This is a genomic window from Paenibacillus sp. FSL M7-1414 (genome assembly GCF_038003195.1).
In the GTDB taxonomy this organism is placed as follows: Bacteria; Bacillota; Bacilli; order Paenibacillales; family Paenibacillaceae; genus Paenibacillus; species Paenibacillus amylolyticus.
This window is the reverse complement of the sequence record NZ_JBBOOS010000001.1, coordinates 1,134,375-1,149,765: the sequence shown is the minus strand read 5'-3', so window position 1 is coordinate 1,149,765 and position 15,391 is coordinate 1,134,375. Positions and strand designations below refer to the sequence as shown.

Sequence of the window (15,391 nt, the reverse complement as noted above, 5' to 3'; positions counted from 1 at the left end):
TGATCAAGAATTGGGAACGTAGTTATGTTGTTGTTCGTGCTTGGGCAAGAGCCCGACAAAATGCTGCTGTTCATGTAACACCCCATATATTTGTGATCGGATTAGAATTCGATTCGCCCAGCTCAAGTGTGGTTTAATCTCATTCATTTTGTTATAGTAATTACTTTTGAACACACCCAGGCTACCGTCATTACGGGCGATGATGTCTTGGGCATCGGAATATTCCTCATGTGTAACAACGTACATCGCTTGTACGGGTTTAATATGAGAAGGATGAATGATCGTTTTGCCTACAATTCCATTTTCCTTGTCCATCATGACTTCACGCATCAATCCATCCATTGTGTTCGTAATATATTTCATTCTCAGATGCAGCCCTGATTTGCCCAGGGTTTCTTCGAATGGAGTCTGTCGTAATTGAGGTTTGAACACGCGCTCCCGCTGACTGAAATATTCCCAGACAGGACCTGAGATCACATACGGCTTGTCCATTCGTCCAAACAGATTGATAATATCCGAGATGCAGTCACGGATCGTGGCGATATCGTATATGGTCAATTCCGGGCTTCGGCGTAGTCCAAACAGGCTGGAGAAATCGGTCGCACCAATGCGTACATTGAGCACATATTCAACATTATCATCGAGGATGTTACGAAGGCCCAGTAAGGTCTCCCAACGTGTCTCCCGATATATAATTGAAGCTGTTTCCAAAATAGGCATTCCATAGAGAACGGGATAATGATCCGGTTTCCGTTGATTATAACTGCGGATCTGGTCGAAATAGGCTCTTCCATTGCCCACACAAAACTTTGGCAATGCCACGCCTGTCAGCATGGACACCAATTCTCCCAACGTATCAATGAGACGTTCCAACTGTTGTGGTGAACGTACACGAGCAAACAGAAGAGGCATTTGATCCTGACTCAGCATGCCTGTCTCCATATAAGTCATCAGTTGAGTTAGATGCTGTACCAGACACTGCTCGGCAAACTCTACTTGGTCGTCACCCACAGCGTCCTCCAGATCAATTATAATGGTCGTCAGACCTTCATGTTTACCATTCATAATGTCGTCCGCGATATGTGCGCGCGTCGCGGGCATATATAGAGCAGCCCCAACAGCATATGCCAGTAGATCTTTGGAAGTCCGGTGATTGAACGAGACGGGTGAAGAGAAAAATAAAGTATCTTCTTCTTCCAGACTCAAAAAGTTAAAATATTTCAGGGGTGTCTCCTCCTCGCACCTTTGGCAATAGCCAATCTGCAATAGTTGATTCCAGCTGTCGGGGCATAAAAACCAATCCCTCCTTAGTCTGGAGGGATTGATGGTCTATTATCGAGGATAACGTTGGTCAACAGTATCCTTGCAATGGCGCTGACCGATACAGCGTTTATATATTGAATAAATACAAATGATTACTTTCTTCCCGCAACCCACTGCATTCCCCAATCATGAGCCTCGTCCAACGCCTGATGCCCATTATAGAACTGCACGATTCGTTCAATACTGAATGTCTCATTGTTCACATTGCGTAACATCGCGATGCCACACATGCCAAGCGGGCTCCCGTATTCATTCATTCGAACAATGATATCGGGACCATCCTTCTGCTGAATGGTTACCACACCGTCTACTTGAGACCAGTTGGCCACACCACCATAAATATAGGTGAATACCAAGATGCGCTCAATTTCCGAGATACGGGCACCATTAATCCGCAGATTCTCTCCCGTCTTAACCGATCCCGTCCGGTCATCCCCATCCAGTGCAATATAAGGGAAACGATTCAGTGAACCAAACGTCTGTCCCAATGCCTGAATCACATCTCGTGTACCATCCTTCATCTCGAACAGGCAGCCCAAGTCCAGATCCACACTCTTGCTGCGACCAAATAACCCTTTGCTACCCTGTTGATTCCAGTTCAGGTTAATCAGGATTTCACCAAGTCCCCCCGCATTTTTCTTGAGGTTAATGGTGTCTCCCTTCTTCTTCAATTCAATTTTGCTGAAATTGATCGAATTCACAGGAGCAGGCGTCGGTTCTGGTGCGGGTGCCGGGGGTGGTGGAGTCGGTACAGCTGTCGGGGGAACGGTTGATGTGGTTGGCGCAGCGTCTGATCCACCGTCCACATCCACACCAAAGTTAGCGCAGAGTGCATTCAAACCACCTGCAAAACCCGACCCTATTGCATTGAACTTCCATTCTCCGTTATGACGATACAATTCACCGATGACAATCGCGGTCTCCACTGTAAAACCGCTTCCCAGATCATATCTCATCACTTCCTGACCTGTAGCTGCATTGGCAAACCGTAGAAAACCATGCTGAACCTGTCCAAAATGATGGCGTCGTGCTTCACCGTCATGAATCGTCAAGCTGAAGGCGATTTTCTCAATTCGGGCAGGGATTTTGCCAAGATCAATAGCGAATTGTTTCTTCTCGCCACCAACCTGTCCACCATCCATATACGTGATAAACGCGGTAGAGGGCTGGTTATAAAAGATAAAATCCTCATCTCCAGCCACTTTATTGTCTGAACCCAGAAGGAATGCTGATGTGTCCAGCTCTACACCCGAGGCTGCCTCCCAACCAATGCCTACCGTTAGACGGGACAAGCCCGGATTGGTTTTGGTCAGATCACTCTTCTGGCCTTTCACGACAGAAATCGCCATAGCAGATTCACCTTTCTATGCCAAGTTATGTTATTGTGCATCCAGCCCGTAATTTTTGCATAAAGCAGATAGTCCACCTGTGAAGCCACTGCCTACCGCCTGGAATTTCCAGTCTGCACCTGCACGGTAGAACTCACAGAACACCACAGCTGTTTCTGTGGAATAGTCCTCTCCGAGGTCGAAACGAAGCACTTCCCGATCACTTGCAGCATCTACAACACGAACAAAAGCATTGGAGACTTGTCCAAAATTCTGCCCTCGTCCATCTCCATCATAGATGGTTACGGTAATACCGATCCGGTGAATGTGCGCAGGGATTTTACTGAAATCAACAACAACTTGCTCATCATCGCCATCACCTTCACCTGTACGGTTATCACCAGTATGTGTTACTGAACCCGCACCGCCGCTTGGATTGTTGTAAAAAACAAAGTCATCCGTACCTTTGGCTTTTCCATCTTCGTACAACAAAAAAGCCGAAGCGTCCAGGTCAAAGTCGACTCCACCACTATATTTGTTTGTATCCCAACCCAAACCAACCACCACACGGGTAAGGCCCGGATTCGTCTTAGTCAGGTCAATACGTTGTCCTTTGGCAAGACTGATCGTCATTTGTTTTTCCACCTTTCCAAAATATGTGATTAAATGAAAAGGAGAACCGTCCAGGAGACGGTTCTTCCCATCCTGTAAGTCGTACTGTACGTCCTATTGCAAACCGTAGTCGCGTGTCAATCCAACCAATCCATCTTGGTAACCACTACCAATGGCACTGAACTTCCACTCGCCGCTATGACGATACAATTCACCAACAACTACACCTGTTTCGATGGAGAAGTCTTCTCCCAGGTCGAAACGAATCAGTTCTTCGCTGTTTGCTTCGTTGACGATTCGCACATAAGCACGGGAGACTTGTCCGAAGTTCTGGCTACGTTCTGTAGCTTCGTAGATTGTAATGGAGAATGCAATTTTCTCTACATTCGCGGGTACGTTAGGCAGGTCGATATTGATCTGCTCATCATCACCATCGCCATCTCCTGTACGGTTGTCACCGGTGTGAACAACAGAACCATTTTCATTTTGTGGATTGTTGAAGAAGATGAAGTTTTTCTCGCCTTCTACTTTACCGTTTGCATTGGCACAGAATACCGATACATCCAGGTCAAAGTCTTTTCCGCCATCATACTTATTGGTATCCCAGCCCAAGCCTACTGTGATTTTTGTCAAACCTGGGTTCGTTTTAGTCAGATCGATTTTTTGACCTTTAGAGAGATTAATTGCCATCGTATGATCATCCTCGCTTATTTAAGTGTATTGTAGTTATCGTGACATATGAATATCAGGATTATTGTCGATTTAGGTTAAATCTTGTCCTTAGGAGTACCTGCGAGCGAGTTCGTTGATATGTACCGCATGGGAACCCTCTCCAATTGCCGAGAATTTCCATTCGCCTCCATGACGATACAATTCACCACAGATCAACGCCGTTGAACCTGTGTAGTTTTCGGATAGATTGAACTTCACGAGCTCACTGGAATTTTTACCATCCAGAATACGAATATAAGCCTTCTCAATCATGCCAAAATCTTGCTTGCGATTGACACAATCGTAGATATTAACAACGATTAATACTTTATGAACATCAGCAGGAATACGGGACAGATCCATTTTGATCTGTTCGTCGTCACCGTCTCCCTGTCCTGTTAGATTGTCACCTGAATGGATAACCGAACGACATGCACTTTGCTTGTTGTGGAAGCAAACCAGGTTGGAGTCCTTGACCAACTTGCCTTCCTCATTCAACATGATCGCCGATGCATCACAATCGATATCCGCTTGTTTTTTTCTTCCAAAGAAACCTTTGGCAGTTACCGGGTCCCAACCGAGACCAGCAATCACCTCAGTAAGTCCTGCATTGCCTTTGGTTAAATCAATCTTCTGTCCTTTGACCAAATTAATGCTTGCCACTGATTTTCACCTCCCTTCATATGTAAAATAGCTACTTAGAGATTGAATTCACTCGGGTTCAGTCCAAGTACGATGCATATCTCAGCAACGACTCTTTTCTCCTGATCATCAAAGTTGCCGTCAGCTGAACCAATCGCACTGCATACACCCACAATAACGCGTCCTACATCCGGCTTGGCTTTGAATTTCCCAATAGCTTTCAGCGCTTCCTGCTTCCCGATCTCTGGAGAGAACTCAAAGTTCGCGACATAATGATTAAAGCGTGTAATCACTTCAGCCATATCAAATACTTTCAATTCCTGACTCAGGTTGATATAACCGGCCATCTTGTTCTTTTCCGCTTCGTCAATGGAACCATCTGCAAAAGCAACCAGTGCACAACCTGCAACCACGGCATCCATAAAATCTTTATTTTTAAACTTTTTGACTTGCTCTTCAAGTCCTTGTTTTGTTGAATTTAACCAGCTTTTAAATGAACTCATACTCAACCTCCAATAGTTTCAACCTGGTGTTCCGTACATTCTTTTCAAGATTTTTCAGTAACTTTCATATCTACATCATGTTGAATATAAGTTAAATTATTCCTTAACTATACTCTGAAATACGGCAATTTTCTACATTAAAAAACAATTAATACCTTATGATACGCATCGTTCTGGATATAGTTTCAAGCGAGATGCGAGAACTTTCTATTCACTTCATTTTTCAGTCAAATATTCCCCTATTTGAAGCCCCAACATAAAAAGGCTCTGATCAGGGGATCAGAGCGCTTATTTCTACCAACACCAAAATTATAAATTTCATGAATGATTTGAATCCGTGAATTTATTCCGATTTTTCAAAATCAGCCTGTTGTTGTTCATAGATTTCATAGAAGTCGTCCCAGACTAGTACATTATCCTTTTCCTTGCTCCACCAGTCTTTGTACCATGCTTCAATCTCCGGGCCCCCGCCTTGCTCCCACTTCTGCTGTGCTTCCGTTGCAGCCTGTTCGACTGTATATTTGCTTCCGCCAATGATGGAACGGGTAAAGATATCATTGATCGCTGTTGTCACATTGGTCAACTTCACCTGAAGATCCTTGGGTAGCTGCGGCATATGTTCCGAATGGGTAACACCCTCTCCTACCGGAAGATCCGTCATGTATACCTCACGCGCTTCCTTGAATAGTCGAAGTCCTTCCTTCTGCGATGGGATCTCTTCGCTGAACAGCATTTCTGTGTACCCGCATTTGCCTTCCTCCAGACGGCTGTACAACATGGCGTAATCGCCTGCCCAGCTGATCTCCTGCTTGTATTTCTCCTGATCCGAGATCCGCGGACAGCCTTGATCGTTCAGCGTATAATGCGTGTTTTCAAATCCATTTTTGAAGGTTCGGCCTGACTCTATTTTGGTCAGAAAATCGATATATTGCATAACTGCTTCCGGATTTTTGGCTCGTGCATTCACAGCTGCAGTCATCTGAACCGGGTTATTCCACACCATCGTGTGCTGTCCTACGGACGTGGTTGGCAGAGCGATGACCTTTAATTTGGCCTCAGGAACATTCTGCATCAGCGTATCCAGTTCCTTCGCCGCAAACCCGGTATAATCCGAAGTCATGGCCGCGTACATACCGATTTTGCCATTCAGGAAATCCTGCTTCGCCTTGGCCCCGTCCTTGTCAGTCAATAAGTCCTTATCCACTACTCCTGCTTCATATAATGCACGTTTGAATGCCGTGGCTTCTTTCATGTTGTTGGGACCAACCACCATCTCTCCGTCCTTCACATTCACCCAGTTGGCGTTGTACATATAGCGGAATAGACCCGCTGTATCACCGAACTGGAATCCACCGATGCCGTATGTATCCTTAGCTCCGTTTCCATCGGGATCATTCTCCGTGAAGGCCTTGGCTACCGCCAGCATCTCTTCCTCATTAGTCGGTACCTCCAGATTCAACTTTTCCAGCCAGTCTTCCCGAATGAAAAAGCTCGTTAGTGGAAACACCTCGTTCATACGTCCCACTTCATAGAGCTTACCATCGCTTTTGATGCCAGCCTTCTTGAGTTGGGGATATTTCTCCATCAAGGCTTTGTATTCCACACTCGAGTTCTCGATCAACTCATCCAGCGGCATCAGCTGTTTCTGATTAAACAGTGTGTTACGGATGGGCGTACCGAATTCAAAAATAATATCCGGTGCACTGCCAGAAGCGAATAATACGTTAAGTTTCGACTGGGACTCCCAGCGGGGAACTGCTGTATATTTTACATTTGCCGGGCCATTCTCGTTAATCCACTTGGACCACATATTATCTTCGATCGTACCCATGCCGCTTGGGACCGCGCCCCGATCATAGATCGTTGACGTAATGTTCCCCCTGTTGCCTTCGCCTTCCGCCTGTTCGCTACCGTTACCTCCTGTACATCCCGCCAGCAAACCACCGATCAAGCCCAGAACGAGACCCGACTTCATCCATGCCTTCATCGTTAACGCCATAGATAAGACCCTCTTTCTCTCCTGTATTATGAACCCATGCGGGTTAACCCACAGCCTGCTTTAACCTTTAATTGATCCAAGCATGACCCCTTTAACGAAGTACTTCTGCAAGAACGGATACACTGCCAAAATGGGTATAACCATCACAATGACAGCTGCTGCCCGGATGCCTTCCGGGGTCAGATTAGATATCATCGTTGGATCGGTAAAATCCTGTACATTCAGATTGGACATAATCATATTTTGGACGAGCACGGTCATGTTGTATTTGGACGTATCATTGATATAAATCATCACACTCATGAACGAATTCCAGTAACCCACGCCGTAAAAGAGAGCAATAGTCGCCAGCAAAGGTTTGGATAATGGCAACACGATTCGGAACAAAAGCCCCAGTTCACCACAACCATCGATGCGCGCAGCCTCGTCCACTTCCCCCGGCAGATTTTCAAAATAAGATCGCATAATCAGCATGTTGTACGTGCTCACCAGACCCGGTAGCCAAAGCGCGCCGTAACTGTTCACAAGACCGAGATTTTGCACGACCAAATAAGTCGGGATGAGTCCACCGTTAAAAATCATCGTGAACACCATCGCCATCGTAAAGAAGCGCCGGTGGTAAAAATGTCTACGTGACAGCGGATATGCCGCCATAATCGTCACCGCCATGCTGAGCCCTGTACCGATCAATGTGATCTCCACACTGTTCCAGAATGCATTCAGAATCGGCGTTCCCGTAATTAGGCTGTGATAGGAGAACCAGGTGAAATCGACGGGCCATAACCCCACTTGACCTGAAACAACCGCTCTCGCATCACTAAATGACAAAGCAACAATGTTCAGTAAGGGCAGGATACAGCTGACGGCAACCAATGACAACAATACATAATTGATTAGATAAAAGACTTTTTCTCCTTTGGTTTTTCTCATGCTGTTCTCCCTCCCTACCACAAACCTTCGTTAAATCGACGCGCGATATAATTTGCACTGAAAATGAGGATAAATGCAACCAGTGATTCGAACAATCCCATCGCTGTTGTCAGGCTGAACTGTGCTCCCTGTAGACCGGTGCGGTAGATATAGGTACTGATTACATCTGCTATCTCATTGACATTGGAATTCTGAAGCATATACACCTGGTCGAATCCGACCTCCATCACCCGCCCCATCGACAAAATCAGCAGGAGAATAATGGTAGAGCGTATACCCGGAAGGGTGACATGCCAGATCTGGCGCATTTTGCTGGCCCCATCCATCTGTGCAGCCTCGTATTGACTCGGATCAATGGTCGTTAGTGCCGCGAGAAAAATGATGGCATTAAAGCCCATGTCCTTCCAGATCCCTGAGCCAACAAACACCGCTACCCACGAACCCTTGTTGTACATGAACGGATAAGGCGCTCCCGTCCAGGCCTCGACCCAGCGGTTGACGATCCCATTTTCCAAAGAGAAAACCGTCATGATCATCATCGCAATGATGACCCAGGAAAAGAAGTGTGGCATATAGACCACCGTCTGCACCGTTCGCTTAAAGGCCATGTTTCGCACTTCATTTAGCATAATGGCCAGAATGATCGGAATGGGAAACCCGATAATGATGCTTAACAGACTGAGGAACAAGGTGTTGCGAATAATCTCCACCGTGCGCGGATCACTGAACAGCGTCTGAAAATGCTGAAAGCCCACCCATGGACTGTTCCACAGCCCATCATAGAAGTTGTAATCCTTAAAGGCCATGACCAGCCCTCCGATGGGTGCATAACGAAAGGTAAGGTAGAACATAATCACCGGAACAAACATCAAGATTAACGGTATATTCATCTTGAATCGTCGAAGCCGCTGCTGCCGAATCCGATGCTTCATTTCACTGTCCGGCGGTTGTAATCCAGACGGCGGACCTGCGGTCAGTTCCCCCTTCACATCCATCACTCCTCTCTGCTGTTGATGTACTATAGTTGTATTTTAGATAAAAATGTAAGCGTAAACATTTGTTATTTAACGATCCTTTTATAATTTTCTACGCAAAAATAACCCCACATGGTGGGGTTGCCCTTGGAAACAAACAGATATTAAGAGGAGGCTTCTCTTTAATTGTGACCCTGCAGCATTCGAGGGGGATTTCTACCGGGCACTTCACTTGGCTACTTGCTTGCGATATTCACGGGGCGATACCCCCGTCATCTGTTTGAATACGGTTGTAAAATAACTGGAGTTATCGAACCCGGTCAGTTCCGCTATATCTGCCATGCTCTGCCGAGTGCTGTGCAGCAGTAGCTTCGCCTTATCAATTCGACGCTTGCTGACATATTGGCTGAAGCCTTGTCCTGTCTCTTTTTTGAACAAATGGCTCAAGTAGTTGGGAGTCACATGAACATGGGCAGCCACGGCCTGCAACGTGCATGTGCTGGAATAGTTCATTTCAATATACTGTATAACACGTGTAACGACATGATCCTGCTGTTCCTGAGTTAGCCGCATCAGCATATCCACCCACTCTTCGCTCTTGCATCTCGCCCAAGCGATGACTTCAGGTATGGTATGAATCCAGAGCAGTGGATCTGGGGCAGTTGAGTCCATACCACTGGATTCCTGAGGCTGAAGCTGTTGTACCAGTAAGTCCGTCATGACCTTCATAAGCATATGAATCTCCGCTTTGCCTTGTGACAAGCTCATCCCGGACGCTTCTTCTAGCAACATCTCGATCCGATTCATTATCGATCCGAATTGATGGTGGAGCAGCAACAAAGTCAGTTCCTCTCGCAGTCTCTCGGTACGGTCCACCTGGCTGTATTGTTCCCTGATCCGAATGTCAGACTGTTTTCGGCGATATCGTTCATGTGCTTTTTGTAACACCTGACATGCTTCATCGAGAGAGAAAGGCTTTAACAAAAATTCAATTGCCCCATATCGGATGGCACGCTGTGCATATTCGAACTCACGATAACCTGTCAAAATGATAATCATAATGTCCAGTCCACTCTCGTGTATACGTTCGGCCAAATCTAGACCATCCATCACAGGCATGTTGATGTCCGTAATGATCAGATCAGGTGTGTAGCTGTGTACAGCCTGTATCGCTTCTTCTCCATCGGCCGCTTCCCCAACGACCTCCCACCCGAGGGGGTTATTGCGAACCAGATGAATCAGACCCTGACGAAATAATGCTTCATCATCCACTACAAGCATACGTCCATTCAACAGAACCTACTCCTTTCAGTCACCTGAATTTCCCGGCATGAGTCCTCACCGATCTGATAAGGCAAACGAAGACGTACTAGCGTACCCTCTCCCACAGTCGACTCGATCTGTACACCGTAGGGTTCACCGTGAATCAACTCAATTCTTCGAAGTACACTCCGCATGCCAATGTGCTGACGTTCCTCATCGGCATGTGCCACTGGCTTCATAATGCGTTCAATGACCGATGCGTGCATGCCGCAGCCGTTATCTGAAATTTCAATGATGAGCAGATCCGGCTCTCCTTCATGCCCGTTTTGCCGCGAGCCACGAATCTCCAGATGGCGGTTGTTCCTTTTGTCCGAGAAGGCATGAACAAAAACATTCTCCACGATGGGCTGAAGCAACAGTCGGATCACCTGACAGCGAAACAATTCAGCAGGAACGGCAATTTCAATCGACAAGGCTTCCTGATACCGGGCCTGCTGAATCTGCAGGTAGTGATCTATTTGCTTCATCTCATCCTGTACGGTCGTTAGTTGCTGCACGGGTTCCAGCGTATACTGCAACATCTCGGACAAGGCAGTGACCAGGCGAGCCGATTTCTCATCACCAAGCATATAGAACTTCCAGAAAAACATGCTCAGCGTGTTATACAGAAAATGGGGATTCAGCTGGGCCTGAATAGCTTTGAGTTCAGCTTCTTTTTCACTGAGTTCGCGCTCATACACTTCATGTATAAGCGTATCAATCCGGGAAGCCATTGCATTGAATCGTTCACCGATGAAACCGAGCTCATCCCGTGTCTCGATCCGTACCCGTGTATCGAACTGTCCATCACGCACTCTTTTCATCGCGTTGACTAGACTCGCAAGTGGACGCAACAGTCTGCCGCTAATTACGGTAATGATGAACCAGGAGCAAAATATGCTGGCTACCGCAGAGAACACAGCAACTTTTACAATAATCTTTCCCTTGTTCTGAATCTGAGCCAGTGAGACCTTGCTGACCAGGGTGAAGCCCGCTTTGTCTGACGTTTGCTTCGTATACAATTGGGTTGTTCCCTGCTCGTCCCTGATCTCCGTCGCCCCTAGGCTTAGCTCGGTAAGTGGGGGTGGATCCGCATCCTGATTATGAAAGGCATATAGAAGCTCACCATCTGCGTCAAACAAGTAGACAGCAACTTCCTCATTCAGTCGCAGATCTTTGAGATACGATTCGAACAACGAGGTGTTAAACAGAATTAGCATGACGCCATAGGTCTCCAGATCAACAGACCGCATTAATCGTCCCGCCAGAATCCAATTGGATTGTTCCTCCTGCAAGAAAGCATCCGGCCCCAAACGATTCCAACCATATTCGCCGCCCGTTCCTTCCAGTCTATGAACCATCTCTGCCAGATAGGAAGGATCCATCTGTTGAAATGAGCCAGCAAAGGCGCCGAGATTAAATATGTTATCCTTCAGGTCATATATGCGGAGCCCCATGATCTCCGGTGCATCCAGCCTTACCTGATACAACTGATCATCCAGTTCATCTTCCAGCTTCATCTGATCGTAGGACGAGATGCCAGAGGTCTGTGCTTTGATGGCATTTTTTACGGAGGGATTCAGTGTGATATAATCGGTGACTTTATACATGTCGTGTACCCTGGAATCCAGACGTGCAAGAATCTGCTCTGCGGTAAGACTATACTGGCGACTGACCTCTTCATTGAACAGGTCGATATGGATGCGATAGGTGATCAACCCTGTGATTCCGGAGATTAAGACCGTTGCGGTAGATAAAAACAAGATTAGCTTCGTTTTAAATTTAAAGCGTTTACAAAAGTTCATCCACCACATCTTTCACACACCTCACCTATATTCCGTACATGTCTTACTCCTAAAAACATATCATACACCTCTTGGAAAAAACCAGAAAAACCCTGACCCCGCTTCAAGCGGTAGTCAGAGTTTGTAGGCATGTGATCCAGACATGTTACCAGGATGATTCAGATTAACTCTGGATCACGGCATTTTTATTCCCCGTAAACTTCTTTGATCCGTTCTTCCTCATTCGTAGACAACAGAACATTAAGCAACCCCATGGCATTATTGGCATCGGTTCTCGTCGTCTTGTACATCTCGGCAAACGCCGCTTCATCCTGCTCCGGGTCCATCGCAGCAAGCTTGCCCCATGACGTGCGTGCTTTGTCGTATAGCGTACTCAACGTAATGTCACGCGGATGCTGTGCAACAGGTGCCATGGATTCAAATTTCGCTGTGACCCTGAAGAAATCCATCGAATCCTGGAATGATGTACTGCTATAATCCTTATTTTTCATCGCATCCTCAGTAATTAGCAGACCTTCACGGGCGATAAACAGTGTTTTCACCATGGCACGCTCCAGATTGGTTGCTTCTTCCCAATTTATATAAGATTCATCAGGTGCTTGTACGGTTGTGAAAAATGGAAAGGCATCATCAATTAACCGCTGCGAATCGGAATGAATTGGAACCTCTGCATTCATGTCCACAACGGCATCACTATAGTTGGCCACATTAATATTTTTGGAACGTTCCTCACTGACTCGACGCACCGGATGATCCGTAAGCGGGATACGGATATAACCAAGTTTATCGGCATACTGCTGCTTCAACTCTTCCAGTGTGGTGTCCTTTCCAATCTTGCCGTCGTCAGTTGAAGAAGATTCTTCTGTAGTTGAACCTGTCTCCTCACTCCCCTTCGAACCGGTTGCTGCGGTTTCTGTTACAGCAGCATTTGGGCTGCTTGTTTCTGATGAAGCAACTTCTGTACCGGAAGCAGACTCCGGCAATGACGTCTCTTTAGCTCCGCCACCACAAGCTGTCAGAATCGTTGCCAAACCAAGCATAACTGTGAACGTCTTTATCGTATAATTCCATTTCATCGTATAATCTTCCCCTATCGTATGTATATTCCTGAGAACCATTAACCTCTGGCTCCAAGACTTGAACACCTACTTACAAAAATATCCTTTCATATAACATGCTTGATTCACACAATTGGACATGGTCTACATTCTATCATAAGTTAAAAACCGGTTGTATACGACGATATACCTGTGTCTAAAGCCTTTTACTAGGCGTGCATTAACTACCACCGCAACGCAAAAACACTGCCGCCCGTATGGACAACAGTGTTTGTGAAGCGTAATTATTTGATCCCTTTGGCCTTCTCCATATGCTCTGACCGAATCTGAGGATCCGTGGAATTAACCGATGATAACAGAGCGTAGATCGCCTGAATATCTTTCTCTTGAAATACGGTTTCGGGAACCTCACTCTCAAGTCGTTCCGTCTTCCGCTGAATCGTTTCCACCAACTCATGATCGTAGATGATCAGTTCATCCGAGTTCACATACCTCACAGCAGGATCAACACTGATGCGGCAACGGTTGGTGAAGGTCACCATGGAGACAAGGCGTACTCTTTTGTAGTCTCCGAGGTGTGCATGGATGGCTTCCACATGTGCACGATGCTGCATGAGTGGATTGTACATTTTGACCCGGCTGCTGCTGACCGACCAATTGGCCTCTCTTCTTCCGCCGCGAATCTCACCTGTCGTCAGATTTCGGGTTTCGATCACAAAGATTGCCCGAGGACCGATCACGACATGATCAATCTGCGAATAACCGGAGCGTGACTTCGGATTGGTAACGAGCAGATCGTTCAGCACTTTATATTGACTTGGAAGACCTATCAGCTGATCTGCTGTGCTAGGCTCCTCCGGCTGGCGTGTCCAATCCCCTTCCGCCTTTTTCTTGCGCTTACTACGGACCATACGCGGGGGAATGGTTGTCGTTGATGGTAACGCTGAAGCGGAGGCTGTAATCTGGTTCGCAAGCTCTGGTTGTGTCTTGAACAGAGACAGGATTTTCTTGAACATGGGCAAGCTCCGTTCTATTATAGTGTGGGTTACGGGTGACCATTACAGGAGGAATAACATCCTTTGACACATTCATTATGTAAACTTCTATTACTTATGTCGGATAAAGCGGGGTAAAAATAAAGGGAAAACGATCAAAATCTCTCCAATACGCAAAGTACATATGAACATTTAACCAATTTCGTGACTTTAGACGCATAAACAAGCCGCAAAATTGAAAAAAAACAGCGCAACCCTTTCCTGAATAGAAAAAGAATACGCTGCTGTTCTCTTGGTTGTTAAGCCTGAAGATAATAGGTGTAGAGCACCTGAGTACCTTTCTCTTCCAGCCCATTATTCGCTATTTCCTGATACAGGGATTCGGCCAGGGCCAACCCAGGCGTTTTCATGCCCATCGCTTTTGCAGACTCCAGTGCAATTCCCATGTCTTTGATAAAATGTTTCACATAGAATCCAGGCTCATAATCGCCTGCGATCATGCGCGGACCGAGATTGCTGAGCGACCAGCTTCCGGCTGCACCGGTAGCAATGCTCTTCAACACGGTCTCCGCGTCCAGACCAGACGTCTTGGCATAGGCAAGTGCTTCGCATACACCCATCATGCCAGAGGCAATGGCAATCTGGTTGCACATTTTGGTATGCTGCCCGGCTCCCGCCTTGCCTTGCAGCACAATGTTGGTGCCCATCTGCTCAAACAGCGGACGCACGGCTTCAAAGGCCTCCGAACTACCACCAACCATAATGGACAACTTCGCGTTCTGCGCTCCGATATCACCGCCCGACACAGGCGCGTCCAGTGCATGCAGTCCTTTGGCTTCCGCAGCTTCAAAGATTCGTGCAGCCAGTAGCGGACTGGATGTTGTCATATCAATCAGATATGAACCCGGTTTGGCATTGGCTACGAGACCATCCTCACCGAGATAAATCTCCTCTACATCTTTCGGATACCCCACCATCGTTATGATGACATCACACGCAGCAGCCAGTTTGCCTGGTGTGTCATGCCATACGGCACCTTCCTTCACCAACGCTTCCGCTTTGGCAGCAGTTCGCGTGTACACATGCAGCGGATATCCCGCTTGCTGGATGTGCCCAGCCATGCTTTTACCCATCACGCCTGTACCAATAAAGCCAACTTTTGTCTCTCCAGGTGCCTTCGTTGTATTTGTCATCGCAGGTTTCCTCCCT

The 15,391-nt window shown here is 46.8% G+C and carries 14 protein-coding genes; all 14 read right to left on the bottom strand.

Translation table 11 applies throughout. The features are described from left to right. Positions 1 to 3 precede the first annotated feature (3 nt). Entirely contained in the window at positions 4 to 1,224 is a 1,221-nt protein-coding gene (locus MHH92_RS05170; RefSeq protein WP_340907625.1) for an HpcH/HpaI aldolase/citrate lyase family protein, read from the bottom strand. Between the two features lie 191 nt (positions 1,225 to 1,415). Beyond that, positions 1,416 to 2,672, bottom strand: coding sequence for a TerD family protein (locus tag MHH92_RS05165; protein WP_340902421.1), 1,257 nt, complete (start codon positions 2,670 to 2,672; stop codon positions 1,416 to 1,418). Between the two features lie 30 nt (positions 2,673 to 2,702). After that, positions 2,703 to 3,284, bottom strand: coding sequence for a TerD family protein (locus MHH92_RS05160; protein WP_036606267.1), 582 nt, complete (start codon positions 3,282 to 3,284; stop codon positions 2,703 to 2,705). Between the two features lie 93 nt (positions 3,285 to 3,377). Then, complete coding sequence (locus MHH92_RS05155) at positions 3,378 to 3,953, bottom strand: TerD family protein (protein WP_036606264.1); 576 nt, start codon at positions 3,951 to 3,953, stop codon at positions 3,378 to 3,380. Between the two features lie 90 nt (positions 3,954 to 4,043). Beyond that, positions 4,044 to 4,637: a TerD family protein gene (locus MHH92_RS05150; protein ID WP_036672556.1), complete on the bottom strand. Its 594-nt coding sequence runs from the start codon at positions 4,635 to 4,637 to the stop codon at positions 4,044 to 4,046. Positions 4,638 to 4,672: 35 nt separating this feature from the next. Further along, a complete protein-coding gene (locus MHH92_RS05145; protein WP_036606259.1) occupies positions 4,673 to 5,119 on the bottom strand; it encodes a tellurite resistance TerB family protein in 447 nt (148 codons plus the stop codon). 343 nt (positions 5,120 to 5,462) lie between these two features. Continuing rightward, entirely contained in the window at positions 5,463 to 7,118 is a 1,656-nt protein-coding gene (locus MHH92_RS05140) for an extracellular solute-binding protein (RefSeq protein ID WP_338707874.1), read from the bottom strand. Positions 7,119 to 7,178: 60 nt separating this feature from the next. Then, the gene (locus tag MHH92_RS05135) at positions 7,179 to 8,048 is read right to left on the bottom strand and encodes a carbohydrate ABC transporter permease (protein ID WP_036606256.1); all 870 of its coding nucleotides are present in this window, start codon (positions 8,046 to 8,048) and stop codon (positions 7,179 to 7,181) included. A 14-nt stretch (positions 8,049 to 8,062) separates the two neighbouring features. Beyond that, positions 8,063 to 8,980 carry an ABC transporter permease gene (locus MHH92_RS05130; protein ID WP_047844113.1) on the bottom strand — a complete coding sequence of 306 codons (918 nt, stop codon included), beginning with the start codon at positions 8,978 to 8,980 and terminating at the stop codon, positions 8,063 to 8,065. A 270-nt stretch (positions 8,981 to 9,250) separates the two neighbouring features. Beyond that, the gene (locus tag MHH92_RS05125; RefSeq protein WP_340902412.1) at positions 9,251 to 10,315 is read right to left on the bottom strand and encodes a response regulator transcription factor; all 1,065 of its coding nucleotides are present in this window, start codon (positions 10,313 to 10,315) and stop codon (positions 9,251 to 9,253) included. After that, on the bottom strand, positions 10,312 to 12,087 hold the full coding sequence (locus MHH92_RS05120) for a cache domain-containing sensor histidine kinase (protein WP_340902411.1): 1,776 nt from the start codon (positions 12,085 to 12,087) through the stop codon (positions 10,312 to 10,314). The genes MHH92_RS05125 and MHH92_RS05120 overlap by 4 nt, the downstream gene beginning before the upstream one ends. Before the next feature lie 227 nt (positions 12,088 to 12,314). Then, positions 12,315 to 13,205 carry a hypothetical protein gene (locus MHH92_RS05115; protein ID WP_340902410.1) on the bottom strand — a complete coding sequence of 297 codons (891 nt, stop codon included), beginning with the start codon at positions 13,203 to 13,205 and terminating at the stop codon, positions 12,315 to 12,317. Positions 13,206 to 13,471: 266 nt separating this feature from the next. Next, on the bottom strand, positions 13,472 to 14,203 hold the full coding sequence (locus MHH92_RS05110; protein ID WP_036606252.1) for a nuclease-related domain-containing protein: 732 nt from the start codon (positions 14,201 to 14,203) through the stop codon (positions 13,472 to 13,474). A 278-nt stretch (positions 14,204 to 14,481) separates the two neighbouring features. Next, on the bottom strand, positions 14,482 to 15,375 hold the full coding sequence (locus MHH92_RS05105; protein WP_036606250.1) for an NAD(P)-dependent oxidoreductase: 894 nt from the start codon (positions 15,373 to 15,375) through the stop codon (positions 14,482 to 14,484). Positions 15,376 to 15,391 lie beyond the last annotated feature (16 nt).

Bases quoted from the DNA above. Each gene is read 5' to 3' on its own strand.
- MHH92_RS05155 (WP_036606264.1), bottom strand. From the start codon at position 3,953: ATGGCAATTAATCTCTCTAAAGGTCAAAAAATCGATCTGACTAAAACG.
- MHH92_RS05165 (WP_340902421.1), bottom strand. From the start codon at position 2,672: ATGGCGATTTCTGTCGTGAAAGGCCAGAAGAGTGATCTGACCAAAACC.
- MHH92_RS05115 (WP_340902410.1), bottom strand. From the start codon at position 13,205: ATGAAATGGAATTATACGATAAAGACGTTCACAGTTATGCTTGGTTTG.
- MHH92_RS05145 (WP_036606259.1), bottom strand. From the start codon at position 5,119: ATGAGTTCATTTAAAAGCTGGTTAAATTCAACAAAACAAGGACTTGAA.
- MHH92_RS05110 (WP_036606252.1), bottom strand. From the start codon at position 14,203: ATGTTCAAGAAAATCCTGTCTCTGTTCAAGACACAACCAGAGCTTGCG.
- MHH92_RS05140 (WP_338707874.1), bottom strand. From the start codon at position 7,118: ATGGCGTTAACGATGAAGGCATGGATGAAGTCGGGTCTCGTTCTGGGC.
- MHH92_RS05130 (WP_047844113.1), bottom strand. From the start codon at position 8,980: ATGAAGCATCGGATTCGGCAGCAGCGGCTTCGACGATTCAAGATGAAT.
- MHH92_RS05105 (WP_036606250.1), bottom strand. From the start codon at position 15,375: ATGACAAATACAACGAAGGCACCTGGAGAGACAAAAGTTGGCTTTATT.
- MHH92_RS05160 (WP_036606267.1), bottom strand. From the start codon at position 3,284: ATGACGATCAGTCTTGCCAAAGGACAACGTATTGACCTGACTAAGACG.
- MHH92_RS05135 (WP_036606256.1), bottom strand. From the start codon at position 8,048: ATGAGAAAAACCAAAGGAGAAAAAGTCTTTTATCTAATCAATTATGTA.